Here is a 15,074-nt window from a genome sequence, read left to right as displayed (position 1 = left end):
GCGGCGCCCCGCACGAGGACCCGTCGGTGCGGGGCGTCCGGGCGCGCCCCGCACGGCGGATCCCCTTCGACGGCCCGCACCGCGGGCCTTCCGGCGGGATCCGGCACGACGAGGGCCTGAGGAGCTCGCACGACACTGCGTCCCAACTACCGTTCGGCTGCCTCCACCCGGCCCGTCCCGGTGCACGACCACCGGGACGGGCCGGTGGAGCGGGGCGCCCCACGACGGCGGCCCGTCCCCGACCGGGGGCAGCCTTTTTCCGAGGAGTGCCTGAATGCGCATTGCGGTGACCGGATCCATCGCGACCGACCATCTGATGTCGTTCTCCGGCAAGTTCGCCGACCAGTTCGTCGCCGACAAGCTGGAGAACGTCTCGCTGTCGTTCCTGGTCGAAGACCTGGAGATCCGTAGGGGCGGTGTGGCCGCGAACATCTCGTTCGCGCTGGGCCGCATGGGCCTGACGCCGATCCTGGTCGGCGCGGTCGGCCACGACTTCGATGACTACCGCTCCTGGCTGGAGCGGCACGGCGTGGACACCAAGTCGGTGCACGTCTCCGCGGACAAGCACACGGCGCGCTTCATGTGCACCACCGACGAGACCCAGAACCAGCTCGCCTCCTTCTACGCCGGGGCGATGAGCGAGGCCCGCGAGATCGAGATCCAGACCGTCGCCGACCGCGTGGGCGAGCTGGACCTGGTGGTCATCGCGCCCAACGACCCCGAGGCGATGCTGCGGCACACCGAGGAGTGCCGCCAGCGCGGCATCCCGTTCGCGGCCGACATCTCCCAGCAGCTCGCGATCATGCCGGGCGAGGATGTGAAGAAGCTCGTCGACGGCGCGGCCTACCTGTTCACCAACGAGTACGAGAGCTCGCTGCTGCTCAAGCACACCGGCTGGTCGGCCGACGAGGTCCTGGACCGGGTCGGCACCTGGGTCAGCACCCACGGTGGCGAGGGCGTGCGGATCGAGGGCCGCGGCCACGACACGATCTCGTTGCCCGCCATCCCGGACGTGGAGCCGGTGGAGCCGACCGGGGTCGGCGACGCCTTCCGCTCCGGCTTCCTGTGGGGGATCAGCCGTAAGATGACGATGGAGAGGGCGGCGCAGGCCGGCTGTGCGCTCGCGAGCATCGTGCTCGAGACGGTCGGCCCGCAGGAGTACCCGCTCGACCGTGCGGACTTCTCCGACCGCGTGGCCAGGGCCTACGGCAACGACGCCGCGGCCGAGATCGAGTCCAAGCTGCGGGTGTGAATCATCATGGATAGTCGTTTTCTCGACGAACTGCAGCGCAGGGTGCTCGTCGCCGACGGCGGGATGGGGACCGCGCTGCAGGAGTACGACCTCACGCTGGACGACTTCGCCCAGCTCGAGGGCTGCAACGAAATTCTGAACGAGACCAGGCCGGACGTGGTCCGCTCGATCTACCGTGGGTTCCTCGGGGCGGGGTCCGACGCGATCGAGTCGAACACCTTCGGCACCAACTACGGCAACTTCGGCGAGTACGACATCCTCGACCGGTGCCGTGACCTGGCCGAGAAGGGCGCCTCGCTGGCGCGCGAGTGCGCCGACGAGTACTCGACGCCGGACAAACCCCGGTTCGTGCTCGGTTCGATGGGTCCCGGGACCAAGCTGCCGACGCTCGGGCACGCCCCCTACGCGCTGCTGCGGGACTACTACCAGGAGAACGCGCTCGGCCTGCTCGACGGCGGCGCGGACGCGGTGCTCGTCGAGACGTCGCAGGACCTGCTCCAGACGAAGGCCGCGATCGTCGGTGCCAAGCGCGCCATGACGCAGTCGGGCCGGCGCATCCCGATCATCGCGCAGGTGACGGTCGAGCAGACCGGCACCATGCTGGTCGGCTCGGAGATCGGTGCGGCGTTGACCGCGCTGGAGCCGCTCGGCATCGACATGATCGGCATGAACTGCGCCACCGGCCCGGCGGAGATGACCGAGCACCTCCGGGTGCTGGCCGAGCATGCGACGGTGCCGATCTCGGTGATGCCCAACGCCGGCCTGCCCGAGCTCGGGGAGAACGGCGCGGTGTACCCGCTGCAGCCGGACGAGCTGGCGGCCTCGCTGAAGGAATTCGTCACCGACTTCGGCGCACGGCTGGTCGGCGGCTGCTGCGGAACCACCGGGGAGCACGTGCGCGCGGTGGTCGACGCGGTGTCCGGCCTGACGCCGAAGGAGCGCGAGCCGGAGGTCGTGCCCTCGGTGTCGTCGGTGTACCAGGCGATCCCGTTCGAGCAGGAAGCCTCCCTGCTCAACGTGGGCGAGCGGACCAACGCCAACGGCTCGAAGGCGTTCCGCGAGGCGATGCTGGAGCAGCGCTACGACGACTGCGTGGAGATCGCCAAGGCGCAGACCCGCGAGGGCGCGCACATGCTCGACCTCTGCGTGGACTACGTGGGCCGGGACGGCACCACCGACATGATCGAGCTGGCCTCGCGGCTGACGACGGCCTCCACGCTGCCGGTCATGGTCGACTCGACCGAGGCCGACGTCATCGAGGCGGGCCTGGAGCGGTTCGGCGGCCGGTGCGCGATCAACTCGATCAACTATGAGGACGGCACCGAGCCCGGCGGGCGCTACGACCGCGTCATGAAGATGGCCGTCGAGCACGGTGCGACCGTGGTCGTCACCTGCATCGACGAGGAGGGCCAGGCGCGGACCGCGGACTGGAAGCTGCGGGTCGCCGAACGCGCCATCACCGACCTCACGCAGAACTGGGGTCTCGACGAGTCGGCGGTCATCATCGACCTCCTGGTGTTCCCGATCACCACGGGCCAGGAGGAGGTCCGCAAGGACGCCATCGAGACGATCAACGCGATCCGGGAGCTGAAGAAGCGCCACCCGCGCGTGCAGACCACGCTCGGGTTGTCGAATGTGTCGTTCGGGCTCAACCCGGCGGCGCGGCAGGTGCTCAACTCGGTGTTCCTCAACGAGTGCCGCGAGGCCGGGCTCGACTCGGCGATCGTGAACTCGTCGAAGATCCTGCCGATGAACAAGATCGAGGACGAGCCGAAGCAGGTGGCGCTCGACCTGGTCTACGACCGGCGGGCAGAGGACTACGACCCGCTGCAGAAGCTCATGGGGCTGTTCGAGGGCAAGACCGCGTCCTCGAACCAGGCCTCCCGCGCGGAGGAACTGGCCAAGCTCCCGCTGTTCGAGCGGCTGCAGAAGCGCATCATCGACGGCGAGCTCAACGGCCTCCACGGCGACCTCGACGAGGCGATGCGGGAGAAGAAGCCGCTGCAGATCGTCAACGAGGATCTGCTCGCGGGCATGAAGGTCGTGGGTGACCTGTTCGGCTCGGGGCAGATGCAGCTGCCGTTCGTGCTCCAGTCGGCCGAGGCGATGAAGACCGCGGTCGCGCACCTCGAACCGCACATGGAGAAGGACGACTCGGGCGGTAAGGGCAAGCTCCTGCTGGCCACCGTCAAGGGCGACGTCCACGACATCGGCAAGAACCTCGTCGACATCATCGTGTCGAACAACGGCTACGACGTGGTCAACATCGGCATCAAGCAGCCGATCAACGCCATTCTCGACGCCGCCGAGGAACACAAGGTCGACGCGATCGGCATGTCCGGCCTGCTGGTGAAGTCCACGGTGATCATGAAGGACAACCTGCAGGAGATGAACTCCCGCGGGGTGGCCGAGAAGTTCCCGGTGATGCTCGGCGGTGCGGCCCTGACCCGGACCTTCGTGGAGAACGACCTCGACGAGGTCTACGAGGGCGAGGTCCACTACGCCAAGGACGCCTTCGAGGGGCTCACGCTGATGGACCGCATCATGGCGGTCAAGCGCGGTGAGGCCCTGGAGGAGAACGAGGCGGCCAAGGCCAAGCGGGAGGAGCGCAAGGCCCGCCGCGAACGGTCCAAGCGGATCGCCGAGAAGCGCAAGGCCGAGCAGGAGCCGGAGCCGAGCCTGGACGACACGACCCGGTCGGACGTCGACCCGGACATCCCGGTGCCGACCCCGCCGTTCTGGGGCTCGCGGGTGGTCAAGGGCCTCTCGGTCGCCGACTACCTGGCGGTGCTGGACGAGCGTGCCACGTTCTTCGGCCAGTGGGGTCTGCGTGGGTCCAAGAAGGGCGAGGGCCCGACCTACGAGGAGCTCGTGGAGACCGAGGGCAGGCCGCGGCTGCGGGCCTGGATCGACGAACTGTCGACCAAGGGCATCCTGCAGCACGCCGCGCTGGTCTACGGTTACTTCCCGTGCTACTCCGAGGGCAACGACCTGGTGGTGCTGGACAAGGACGAGCCGGACGCCCCGGAGCGGATGCGGTTCACCTTCCCCCGGCAGCGCCGGGACCGGCGGTTCTGCCTGGCGGACTTCTACCGGTCCAAGGAGAAGGCCCAGGAGACCGGACAGGTCGACGTGCTGCCGTTGCAGCTGGTCACGATGGGCCAGCCGATCGCCGACCACGCCGACGAGCTGTTCGCGAAGGACGCCTACCGGGACTACCTGGAGATCCACGGACTCTCGGTGCAGCTCACCGAGGCGCTGGCGGAGTACTGGCACCGCCGCATCCGGCAGGAAATGACGTTCTCCTCGGGCAAGCCGGTCGCCGACGAGGACCCGGAGGACGTCGAGGAGTTCTTCAAGCTCGGCTACCGCGGCGCACGGTTCTCGCTCGGCTACGGAGCGTGCCCGGAGCTGGAGGACCGTGCCAAGATCGTCGAGCTGTTGGACGCCGAGCGGATCGGTGTGGAGCTGTCCGAGGAGTTCCAGCTGCATCCGGAGCAGTCCACGGACGCGATCGTGGCGCACCACCCCGAGGCGAAGTACTTCAACACCTGATCCGCGGGCACGACCCGCACGGGAAGAACCTGATCCGCGGGCACGACCCGCAACGAGGGAAAGGAAAACATGAGCGCGAAGTTGCAGAAGGTGAACGGTCTCGAGTTCGCCATCGCCGACCTGAACCTGGCCGAGGCCGGGCGGCACCAGATCCGGCTGGCGGAGCACGAGATGCCCGGCCTGATGGCGACTCGCAAGGAGTTCGCGGCGTCCAAGCCGCTCAAGGGCGCCCGGATCGCGGGTTCGCTGCACATGACCGTGCAGACCGCCGTGCTGATCGAGACGCTCGTCGAGCTCGGTGCCGAGGTCCGCTGGGTGTCGTGCAACATCTTCTCGACCCAGGACGAGGCCGCCGCGGCGGTCGTCGTGGGCCCGAACGGCACGCCGGACAAGCCCGCGGGTGTCCCGGTCTTCGCCTGGAAGGGCGAGACGCTGGAGGACTACTGGTGGTGCACCGACCAGCTCTTCCAGTTCGGTGACCAGGCCCCGAACATGATCCTGGACGACGGCGGCGACGCGACGCTGCTCGTGCACAAGGGTGTCGAGTTCGAGGCCGCCGGCGCCGTGCCGGAGGCGACCGACGAGGACCCGGACGAGTTCAAGGTCGTCCTGTCCACGCTGCGCAAGAGCCTGGCCGCGGACTCCGGGCGGTTCACCCGGATCGCCGAGGCGGTCAAGGGTGTCACCGAGGAGACCACCACCGGTGTGAAGCGTCTCTACGACTTCGCCAAGACCGGTGACCTGCTCTTCCCGGCGATCAACGTCAACGACTCGGTCACCAAGTCGAAGTTCGACAACAAGTACGGCTGCCGGCACTCGCTGGTGGACGGCATCAACCGCGCCACCGACACGCTGATCGCGGGCAAGACCGCCGTGATCGCCGGCTTCGGTGACGTCGGCAAGGGCAGCGCCGAGTCGCTGCGGGGCCAGGGCGCCCGCGTCGTGGTCACCGAGATCGACCCGATCTGCGCGCTGCAGGCCGCGATGGAGGGTTACGAGGTCGTCACGATGGAGGATGTCGTCGAGACGGCCGACATCTTCGTGACCACGACCGGGAACTTCAACATCATCACCGCCGACCACATGGCCCGGATGAAGCACCAGGCGATCGTCGGCAACATCGGCCACTTCGACAACGAGATCGACATGGCCGGCCTGGAGAAGACCCCGGGCATCCAGAAGATCGAGATCAAGCCGCAGGTGCACGAGTACCGGTTCACCGACGGCCACTCGGTCATCGTGCTCAGCGAGGGCCGCCTGCTGAACCTGGGCAACGCGACCGGCCACCCGAGCTTCGTGATGTCCAACAGCTTCACCAACCAGGTGATGGCCCAGATCGAGCTGTTCACCAAGCCCGGCGAGTACGACAAGCAGGTCTACGTCCTGCCGAAGAAGCTCGACGAGAAGGTCGCCGTGCTGCACCTGGACGCCATCGGCGTGAAGCTGACCAAGCTGACCAAGGAGCAGGCCGAGTACATCGGCGTCGACGTCGAGGGCCCGTACAAGCCCGAGCACTACCGCTACTGAGCCTCACCTCGTCGGCCCCGCTCCACGCAGGCCCCGCCACGCGCGGTGGCCTGCGTGGGGCCGGGGCCCCAGGCGGTCGGTGACGGCGAACGGAGCGGGAGAGAACCATGAAGACCATCGCACTGGAACTCGTTCCACCGAACCTCGACGGCGGTGTCGATGAGGCGGTGGAAGTGGGCCGGAAGGTCGTCGACAGTTGCCGCGCGACTGGGATGACCGACCAGATCAAGCACCTGATGATTCCCGGCATGATCGCCGAGGATCCCGACCGTCCCGTCGAGATGAAGCCCAAGATGGACACCCTGGACTTCTGGGAGACGGTGCGGCCGGTGATCGGGGATGTGCGCGGGCTGTGCACACAGGTCACGGCGTTCCACGACAAGCCGCAGCTCACCGAGCGGCTGCGCTCGCTGCGGAACTCGGGCATGGACGGCATCACCTTCGTCGGGGTGCCGCGGACCATGAGTGACGGCGACGGGCCGGGGATGCCCCCGACCGACGCGCTGTCCGAGTTCACCGACGTCGTGGACAACCGCGGCGTCATCCTGATCCCCACCCGTGAGGGGGAGCAGGGCCGGTTCAACTTCAAGTGCGACAGTGGCGCCACGTTCGCCATGACGCAGTTGCTGTTCTCCGACGCGATCGTCGACTTCTTGGCCGACTTCGCCCGGCAGACCCCGCACCGGCCGGAGATCCTGCTGTCGTTCGGATTCATCCCGAGCGCGGAGACCAAGGTCGGCCTCATCGACTGGCTGATCCAGGATCCCGGCAACGACGTGGTCAAGCAGGAACAGGATTTCGTCGCCCGGGTCGCGGAGAAGAGCTTCGCGGAACGGAAGAAGGCGGTCGTCGACCTGTACAAGCGGGTCGTCGACGGGGTGGGCGAGCTCGGCTTCCCGCTGAGCATCCACCTGGAGGCCCCGTACGGGCCGTCGAAGCCCGCCTTCGAGACCTTCGCGGAGATGCTCGACCACTGGTCGCCGCTGACCGATCAGTGACCCGCACCGGGCACACCCGCGACCGCTGAGCCGCGGTCGCGTCGAAGCCGGTGGTGGCCGTTCAACGGCGAGCGGTCACCACCGTCCCACCCGTGCGTGGGCGAGCGGCCGTGCGCGGGACACCGCGGTCTTCCTCCCCGTGGGAAGCCCGGGCGGTGACGATACCTCCCGATCACGGGGTGGACCACCTCACTATCCTTGTCGACACGTGCGTTTAGGGTTGGCCGATCCAACGCGAGTCGGGGCGAGGTGGAAATGAGCAGCGCAGCACAACCGGACGGCCAGGTGCCGCCGCGCACCGTTTTTCCGGTGACGTGGCGGGGTTACGACCGCGACCAGGTGGACGAGTACGTGCGTGGCGTCGTGGAGACCGTGCGGCTGTTGGCCGCGGAACGGGACGCCGCGGCCCAGCGCGCGCACAGATACGGTACGGAGCTGGCGGCGCTGCGGGAGAGTCACGACGGTCTGCGGGACCGGTTCGACCGCGTCTGCGGCACCCCGGTGGAATCGGACGGGTTGTCCGAACGTCTGCTGCGCATGGTGGAGCTCGCGGAGTCCGAGGCGGTCGAGATCCGCGCCGAGGCGGAGGCCGCCGCGCGGGACCGGACCGCGGAGCTGGACGCCCGTGAGGAACGGATGCTGCGCGAACACGAGCGCAGGCAGGAAGAGCTGGCCGAGCGCCGCGCCCGGTGGGAGGCCGAGGCCGCCGAGGCGGAGGAACGGGCGCAGCGGCGGCGCCGCGAGCTCGATGAACGGGCGACCCGGCGCAGGCAGGAACTGGAACAGGATTTCGCCCGCAACCTCGCCGCCCGCAGGGACGAGGCGAATCGCGCACTCGCCGAACGGGCGGCGACCGCACGGTCGGAGGCCGACCGGATCGTGGCCGACGCCGCACAGGAGGCCGCCGACATCGTGGCCCGGGCCCGGGCCCGCGTCCGTACGCTGGAGACCGCCCGTCGCCGGGTCGCCGCCGAGCTGAGCTCGGCACGGCAGACGTTGGAAGGCGCGCTTCCGCTGATCGAGACGGTCCCGGACGACCTCGCGGACGCTCCCACCCCGGACCACACCCCCGTGGACGGGACCGGGGAGGCGGTGTCGGAGGCCGACGGATCCGACCGGGCGGACACGGACGGGACACCGGCGGAGCCCGTCTCCCCAGGGGCGGAGGGATCCGCACCGGAGGACCGGACGACGTTGCCGAGCCCGCGGGAGCCGGACACGACGGTGTCCACCGGCTGAGCCGACCACCGGTTGAGCCGACCACCGGCCGGGACGGCATCCGGCCGTCCGGCGCCGGCCGACGGGCCCCGAGAACCCCGGGTCGGGACGGGACCGGCCCGGGGGTGCGAACGGTATCGTCTCGTCGACGGTTCGGCGTCGACCGGGAGAAGGTCGACCGGGAGAAGGTCGACCGGGAGAAGCACGGAAGGTGAGCGAATGGCACGGTCGTGCGTGCTGCTGAAGTACGGCGAGCTGATGCTCAAGGGGCGCAACCGCGGCACGTTCGAGCGGTACCTGCGGGAGGCGGTGCAGCACGCGGTCGAGGGCGCGTCGGCGCCCGTGCGGATCTCCCAGCGGCCCGGTGTGGTCGTGCTTTCCGGTGATCTGCCCCGCGAGGAGCTGGTGGAGCGCGCGCAGCGGGTGCTCGGGGTCAGCGTCGTCCAGCCCGTGCTCCGGTGCGGGCGCTCGGCGGCGGACACCGTGGACACTGTCCTGCGGGCACTGGCCGACCGGTTCGGCGGCCCGGCCGAGACCGGGCCGCGCCGGTTCGCCGTCCGTGCGCACCGCAGGGACAAGAGCTTCCCGATGAGTTCCGAGCAGCTGGCCGCGCACGTGGGCAGCAGGGTCGTCGAGGAATGGGGTTGGCCGGTCGACCTCGGTGATCCGGACGTGGAGATCACCATCGAGGTCGACCAGCGTGAGGTGTTCGTCGGCCTGGACCGGCAGCGCGGACGGGGCGGACTGCCGGTGGGGGCCAGCGGGCGCGCGCTGGTGATGCTCTCCGGCGGGTACGACTCGCCCGTGGCGGCCCACCGTGCGATGCGGCGCGGGCTGCGCTGCGACTTTCTCCACTTCACCGGGGCGCCGCTGACGGGGCCGTCGTCCACGTACAAGGCCTACGCGCTGACCCGGCAGCTCGACCGGTTCCAGGGGGACTCGCGGTTGCACGTGATCCCGATCGGTCACGCGCAACGGGCGCTGGCCACGTCGGGGGCGGGCAATCTCCAGGTCGTGGCCCAGCGCAGGCTGATGGTGCGCACCGCCGAGGCGCTGGCCACCGAGCTGGGCGCGCAGGCGTTGGTCACCGGGGACAGCCTGGGCCAGGTCTCCAGCCAGACCCTGGCGAACATGGCCACCGTCGAGCAGGCGTCGGCGCTGCCGTTGCTGCGGCCGCTCGTCGCCTGGGACAAGGACGAGATCATCGCCGAGGCGCGTCGGATCGGCACGGCGGAGATCTCGACGCTGCCGGACGAGGACTGCTGCAGCCTCCTCGCCCCGCCGCGGGTGGCCACCAGGACGACACCGGCGCAGTTCGCGAGCGTGGAACGGCGACTGGACATCGACGAGTTGGTGCCGAAGCTGCTCGCCGACGTCCAGGTCCACGTGCCGGGCACGGACTGACCGGTCCCGCCCCCACCCGCCCGGACCGGCCCGGCCCGGGCGGTGATCCCGCGCCATCCCCCACGGACGGGCCCGCCGGGTTGATACCGTCTGCGGCCGTGGGCAAGTTGCGTTCCGGTATCACGACGTTCCTCGCGCGACGCTACTTCGCGCGGGCCCGGAGGAAGGGGCTCGGTCTCGCCGACCTCCCCCTGCCCGATGGAGCACTGATGCCGTTGCGGCGGGAGGTGCTCGACCCCGTCGCGGAACTGGACCGGCGGCGGGACCGGGAACCGGTGAGCCGGTTGCCGGTGCCGTTCGGGCCGACCGTGTGGCTGGTCACCGGATACGCCGAGGCGAAGGCGGTGCTGGCCGATGTCACCAGCTTCAGCAACGACTTCGCGAACATCGCGGGGCACACGGGGATGGGTGCCGAGGACGATCCCGGTGGGCTCGGCTTCACCGACCCTCCCGAGCACGCCCGCCTGCGCCGGCTGCTCACCCCCGAGTTCACGATGCGCAGGCTCTCCCGGTTGAAACCGGAGATCGCGGACATCGTCTCCGGGCGGCTGGACGCGATGGCCGCGGCCGACGAGCCGGTGGACCTCGTCGAGGAGTTCGCCCTGCCCATCCCGTCCCTGGTGATCTGCGAGCTGTTGGGCGTGCCCTACGCCGACCGCGAGGAGTTCCAGCGGCACGCGGTCACCCGGTTCGACCTCTTCGGCGGAGCGGGGCAGTCCTTCGGAGCGATCTCGCAGTCGTTGGAGTACCTGGAAGGGGTCGTGCGCGCGCAGCGGGAGCATCCGGGGGACGGGCTGCTCGGCATGATCATCACCGAACACGGGGACGAGGTGACCGACCGGGAGTTGGCGCAGCTCGCCGACGGTGTGCTCACCGGCGGGTTCGAGACCACCGCGAGCATGCTCTCCCTCGGCGCGCTGGTGCTGCTGCGGGACGCGGAGGCGTTCCGGCGGGTCCACGACTCCGACGAGGCGATTCCCGACTTCGTCGAGGAACTCCTGCGGTACCTGACGGTGGTGCAGGTCGCGTTCCCCCGGTTCGCCCGCGACGACGTCGAGGTCGGCGGTGTCCCGATCCGCCGGGGCGACATGGTCGTCGTCTCGCTCAGCGGGGCGAACCGGGACCGGGCGCTGGGCGACGGACTCGGCGTCGTCGACGGGAGCCGGGCGCCGACCTCCCACCTGGCGTTCGGGCACGGCGTGCACCGGTGCGTCGGGGCCGAGCTCGCCCGGATGGAGCTTCGGGCGGCCTACCCGGCGCTGGTGCGGCGTTTCCCGTCGATGCGGCTGGCCCTCCCCACCGGGGACCTGGATTTCCGACGGAGTTCGATCGTCTACGGGGTCGAGCGGCTCCCGGTCACACTCGGCTGACCCGCACCGCTGCCGACCCGCACCTCTGCTGCTTCGCACCGCTGCCGACCGGCACCGCCACCCACCTGTTCCGGCACCTCCGGGCGTGCCTCAGCCACCGGCCATCGCCCCGACCACGAGTAACGGCTCGGTGCCCCGGGCGACCGGCTCGGGCAGCGGCGCGTCCGGGGACTCGTGGGACAGGTCCCGCTCGCAGGCGAAGAACCGCACGTACGCGCGGCGCCGCCGGGTGGTGTGGTCGCGCAGGGTACCCCGCAGTGCGGGGTAGCTGGCCTCCAGCGCGTCGAGCACGGAGCGCAGGGTCACGGTGCCGGTGAGGTCGAGCTCAACCTCACCGTCGATGCGGGCCAGCGTGCGGAGCGGGGTGGGGAGGGCGACGCGGATCATGGCAGCGTCTGCACCTCGACGGAGAGGACGGTCGGCAGATCCCGCACGATCGGGGCCCAGGTCCCGCCCGCGTCCGGCGAGGCGTAGACCTGCCCGCCCGTGGTGCCGAAGTACACCCCGCACTCGTCGAGCGAGTCCACGGCCATCGCGTCCCGCAGCACGTTGACGTAGCAGTCGCGCTGCGGCAGGCCCTCGGTCAGGGGTTCCCACTCGTGGCCGCCGACGCGGCTGCGGTAGACCCGGAGCCTGCCGTCGGGCGGGAAGTGCGCCATGTCGCTGGTGATCGGCACGACGTAGACCGTGTCCGGGTCGTGCGCGTGGACCTGGATCGGGAAGCCGAAGTCGCTCGGCAGCCCGTCCCCGATGTCGTACCAGTGTTCCCCGCCGTCGTCGGTGCGCAGGACGTCCCAGTGCTTCTGCATGTAGAGCACGTCCGGCCGGTCGGGATGCCGGGTGAGGTTGTGCACGCAGTGGCCCACCTCGGCGTCCGCGTCCGGGAGGCCCTCCGAGACCAGACCCTTGTTGATGGGTTCCCACGTCGCGCCCGCGTCCCCGGTGCGGAACGCGCCCGCCGCCGAGATCGCCACGTGGATCCGGGAGGTGGTCCGCGGGTCCTGGACGATGGTGTGCAGGCACATCCCTCCGGCGCCCGGCTGCCACGACGGGCCGGACCCGTGGGTGCGCAGTCCGCGCAGCTCCCGCCAGGTCACGCCGCCGTCCGTCGAGCGGAACAGCGCCGCGTCCTCGACGCCGGCGTAGACGGTGTCCGGGTCGGACAGCGCGGGTTCCAGGTGCCACACCCGGGTGAACTCCCACGGGCGCTGGGTGCCGTCGAACCACTGGTGGGTGCCGACCGCGCCGTCGTAGGTGAACTCGTTGCCCACGGGCTCCCACGAGCGGCCCCCGTCGTCCGAGCGCTGCACCACCTGCCCGAACCACCCGCCGGACTGGGATGCGTACACCCGCTCGGGCGCGCTCGGCGCCCCGGCCACGTGGTAGACCTCCCAGCCCGGGAACAGCGGTCCGTCCACCCGCCAGTCCCGCCGACGTCCGTCGGCGGTCAGGATGAACGCCCCCTTGCGTGTCCCGACCAGGACCCGAACCTCTGTCATCGTCGCTCCTCACGCCCGTGGACCCGGTCACCGTAACCGTGGCCACCCGTGACGACACGTCCGCGGCCGTCGGCGTGCACCGACCGGGTGTCCGGCTCCCGTGGCCCGGCCCGAGGTCGGAGAGGGGACCGACAGTCCCGGTCCGCCTGCCCGGGCGGGTGCTTCCCGGTACCGGCACCCTCCCGGGTGCCCGCGTGGTGGTATGCCCGCGCCGTGCGTGGGTAGCCGACGACCGGAGTCCCATCCGACGAAGCAGGGAGCGTGTCATGAAGGCTGTGGTGTACCAGGGAGCCAACGAGGTCAGCGTGGAGGAGGTCGACGATCCCCGCATCGAGGACCCCACCGACGTCCTCGTCCGCGTCACGACCACCGCCATCTGCGGGTCCGACCTGCACATGTACGAGGGGCGTACGGCCGCGGAGCCCGGCATCGTCTTCGGTCACGAGAACATGGGGATCGTGGAGGAGGTCGGGAGCGGGGTCGCCGCGGTACGCAAGGGCGACCGTGTCGTCCTGCCGTTCAACATCGCCTGCGGGTTCTGCCGCAACTGCCTCGCGGGGAACACCGCCTTCTGCCTGACTGCGAACCCCGGCTCCGCGGGCAGCGCGTTCGGCTATGTCGGCATGGGGCCGTACAAGGGTGGCCAGGCGGAGTACCTGCGCGTCCCGTTCGCGGACTTCAACTGTCTGCACCTGCCACCCGGCGAGCAGCACGAGGACGACTTCGCCATGCTCGCCGACATCTTCCCGACCGGGTACCACTCCACCCAGCTGGCCGGGGTCTCGCCCGGGGACACGGTCGCCGTCTACGGCGCCGGTCCGGTGGGGCTGATGGCGGCCTACTCGTCGATGCTGCGCGGGGCGTCGAAGGTGTTCGTGGTGGACAAGGTGGCCGACCGGCTCCGGACCGCGGAGGAGATCGGCGCCATCCCGGTCGACTTCACCAAGGTCAGTCCGCCCGAGGCCATCCGCGACCAGACCGACGGGGGTGTCGACCGGGGTATCGACGCCGTCGGCTACCAGGCGACGGTGCCGGAGGGCACCGAACAGCCGGCGATCGTGCTCAACCAGCTGATCGAGACGGTGCGGCCCACCGGATCGATGGGCGTGGTCGGGCTCTACCTGCCGCAGGACCCGGGCGGGCCGACCGAGGACGCCCGACACGGCAGGCTGCTCATCGACATCGGGCGCTACTTCGAGAAGGGCCTGCGGATGGGGTCGGGTCAGGCCAACGTGAAGGCCTACAACCGGCAGCTCCGGGACCTGATCATCGCGGGCCGGGCCGAGCCGAGCTTCGTCGTCTCCCAGCGTCGCCCGCTCGACGAGGCCGCGGACGCCTACGCCCGCTTCGACCGGCGTGAGCAGGGCTACACGAAGGTGGTGCTCAAGCCCTGAGCCCCGGGTCCGGCCGCTCCGGCGGACGGAACCCACGCACGGATCCGTGCGCGCGCACGCCCCGGCCCGGAGGGTCTCGGCGCGGTCGCGCCGCGGACTCACCCACGTCAACGGGACGTCTCCCCCCGCCAATGGCGCACGCGGTGACCACGCTGCGTGCGCCGTTCGCATGTCCGGCCTGCGGATGAGCGATTGGCCGAGTGGCCCGCTCCCGCGTGTGAAAGTCCTTAGTGGAGTGTCCAAATCGACGCTTCCCACGGTCGGGGTCTGGTAGTCGATATTTGCGCACCGTACGCTTCGTCCGAGAGGCGGATTCGGGCGGATGCGGGAACGGCCGCGTCCGTCGTGTGGCGACATTTGTCGCAAGAGGACGGTCGAGGTGCGCGGCGCGGGTTCCGGACGGGCCCGCTCGCCGGATCGGGACCGGAACGGAAAGGAGGACGGCGGAGGCGTGGCCACTCCACCCGCAGAGACGCACGGGCCCGGCGGGGCGGGCACGGTCGGGTCGTCGACCGGGTTCCCCCGCTGCGGGCCGATGCGGCGGACGATCACCGGAATCGCCGTGCTCACGGCGACCGCGGCCGTCGTGTCGACCGGGTGCTCCCCGGAGCACCGGAGCGGTCCGGCCACCGTCGCACCGTACGTGTACCTCGGCCCGCGCATCCCGGATCTCGCCGCCACGGCCCGTGCGACCGGGGTCGAGCGGTACGTGCTCTCCTTCCTTCTCGCCCGCGACGGCCGGTGCGAACCGGTGTGGCCCGGAGATCGGGGGCTGACCGACCCGGAGGTCCGGGCGGCAACGGAGCGGCTGCGCGCGGCCGGTGGCGCGGTCACCGTGGCCTCCGGTGGGGCGCGGG

10 protein-coding genes and 1 pseudogene are annotated in these 15,074 nt (G+C 70.4%); 9 read left to right on the top strand and 2 right to left on the bottom strand.

Translation table 11 applies throughout. From position 1 onward, the window contains the following. The first annotated feature begins 274 nt into the window (after positions 1 to 274). The 7 genes from SACHA_RS0112230 to SACHA_RS0112200 all read left to right on the top strand — a co-directional run bounded on the left by SACHA_RS0112230 (position 275) and on the right by SACHA_RS0112200 (position 11,324). Positions 275 to 1,252: a carbohydrate kinase family protein gene (locus SACHA_RS0112230; protein ID WP_019810074.1), complete on the top strand. Its 978-nt coding sequence runs from the start codon at positions 275 to 277 to the stop codon at positions 1,250 to 1,252. 6 nt (positions 1,253 to 1,258) lie between these two features. Then, on the top strand, positions 1,259 to 4,807 hold the full coding sequence (gene metH, locus SACHA_RS0112225) for a methionine synthase (protein ID WP_028663124.1): 3,549 nt from the start codon (positions 1,259 to 1,261) through the stop codon (positions 4,805 to 4,807). Between the two features lie 69 nt (positions 4,808 to 4,876). Next, positions 4,877 to 6,334, top strand: a complete 1,458-nt coding sequence (ahcY, locus tag SACHA_RS0112220) for an adenosylhomocysteinase (RefSeq protein WP_019810070.1) — start codon at positions 4,877 to 4,879, stop codon at positions 6,332 to 6,334. Positions 6,335 to 6,441: 107 nt separating this feature from the next. Beyond that, complete coding sequence (locus SACHA_RS0112215) at positions 6,442 to 7,332, top strand: mycobacterial-type methylenetetrahydrofolate reductase (RefSeq protein WP_019810068.1); 891 nt, start codon at positions 6,442 to 6,444, stop codon at positions 7,330 to 7,332. Between the two features lie 255 nt (positions 7,333 to 7,587). Then, positions 7,588 to 8,571 (top strand): DivIVA domain-containing protein, encoded by a 984-nt coding sequence (locus SACHA_RS0112210; protein WP_028663123.1) that lies wholly within the window; start codon positions 7,588 to 7,590, stop codon positions 8,569 to 8,571. Positions 8,572 to 8,769: 198 nt separating this feature from the next. Beyond that, a complete protein-coding gene (thiI, locus tag SACHA_RS0112205; RefSeq protein WP_019810064.1) occupies positions 8,770 to 9,954 on the top strand; it encodes a tRNA uracil 4-sulfurtransferase ThiI in 1,185 nt (394 codons plus the stop codon). Between the two features lie 98 nt (positions 9,955 to 10,052). After that, positions 10,053 to 11,324 carry a cytochrome P450 gene (locus SACHA_RS0112200; protein WP_019810062.1) on the top strand — a complete coding sequence of 424 codons (1,272 nt, stop codon included), beginning with the start codon at positions 10,053 to 10,055 and terminating at the stop codon, positions 11,322 to 11,324. Between the two features lie 90 nt (positions 11,325 to 11,414). Here the strand turns inward: SACHA_RS0112200 and SACHA_RS0112195 are convergent, their stop codons facing one another. Then, positions 11,415 to 11,711: a MoaD/ThiS family protein gene (locus tag SACHA_RS0112195; RefSeq protein ID WP_019810060.1), complete on the bottom strand. Its 297-nt coding sequence runs from the start codon at positions 11,709 to 11,711 to the stop codon at positions 11,415 to 11,417. Continuing rightward, on the bottom strand, positions 11,708 to 12,823 hold the full coding sequence (locus SACHA_RS0112190; protein WP_019810058.1) for a WD40/YVTN/BNR-like repeat-containing protein: 1,116 nt from the start codon (positions 12,821 to 12,823) through the stop codon (positions 11,708 to 11,710). The genes SACHA_RS0112195 and SACHA_RS0112190 overlap by 4 nt, the downstream gene beginning before the upstream one ends. A 266-nt stretch (positions 12,824 to 13,089) precedes the next feature. On the opposite strand from SACHA_RS0112190, the gene SACHA_RS0112185 reads away from it, so the two are divergent. Next, on the top strand, positions 13,090 to 14,217 hold the full coding sequence (locus SACHA_RS0112185) for a glutathione-independent formaldehyde dehydrogenase (protein ID WP_019810056.1): 1,128 nt from the start codon (positions 13,090 to 13,092) through the stop codon (positions 14,215 to 14,217). Between the two features lie 451 nt (positions 14,218 to 14,668). Next, positions 14,669 to 15,074, top strand: a pseudogene (locus SACHA_RS25415) (carbohydrate-binding protein CenC); the annotation flags it as partial.

Source organism: Saccharomonospora halophila 8 (genome assembly GCF_000383775.1).
GTDB classification, from domain to species: Bacteria; Actinomycetota; Actinomycetes; order Mycobacteriales; family Pseudonocardiaceae; genus Saccharomonospora; species Saccharomonospora halophila.
This window is presented reverse-complemented; position numbering and strand designations above follow the sequence as displayed.

Bases quoted from the DNA above. Each gene is read 5' to 3' on its own strand.
- SACHA_RS0112190 (WP_019810058.1), bottom strand. From the start codon at position 12,823: ATGACAGAGGTTCGGGTCCTGGTCGGGACACGCAAGGGGGCGTTCATC.
- thiI (WP_019810064.1), top strand. From the start codon at position 8,770: ATGGCACGGTCGTGCGTGCTGCTGAAGTACGGCGAGCTGATGCTCAAG.
- SACHA_RS0112215 (WP_019810068.1), top strand. From the start codon at position 6,442: ATGAAGACCATCGCACTGGAACTCGTTCCACCGAACCTCGACGGCGGT.
- SACHA_RS0112195 (WP_019810060.1), bottom strand. From the start codon at position 11,711: ATGATCCGCGTCGCCCTCCCCACCCCGCTCCGCACGCTGGCCCGCATC.
- SACHA_RS0112210 (WP_028663123.1), top strand. From the start codon at position 7,588: ATGAGCAGCGCAGCACAACCGGACGGCCAGGTGCCGCCGCGCACCGTT.
- SACHA_RS0112185 (WP_019810056.1), top strand. From the start codon at position 13,090: ATGAAGGCTGTGGTGTACCAGGGAGCCAACGAGGTCAGCGTGGAGGAG.
- SACHA_RS0112230 (WP_019810074.1), top strand. From the start codon at position 275: ATGCGCATTGCGGTGACCGGATCCATCGCGACCGACCATCTGATGTCG.
- ahcY (WP_019810070.1), top strand. From the start codon at position 4,877: ATGAGCGCGAAGTTGCAGAAGGTGAACGGTCTCGAGTTCGCCATCGCC.
- metH (WP_028663124.1), top strand. From the start codon at position 1,259: ATGGATAGTCGTTTTCTCGACGAACTGCAGCGCAGGGTGCTCGTCGCC.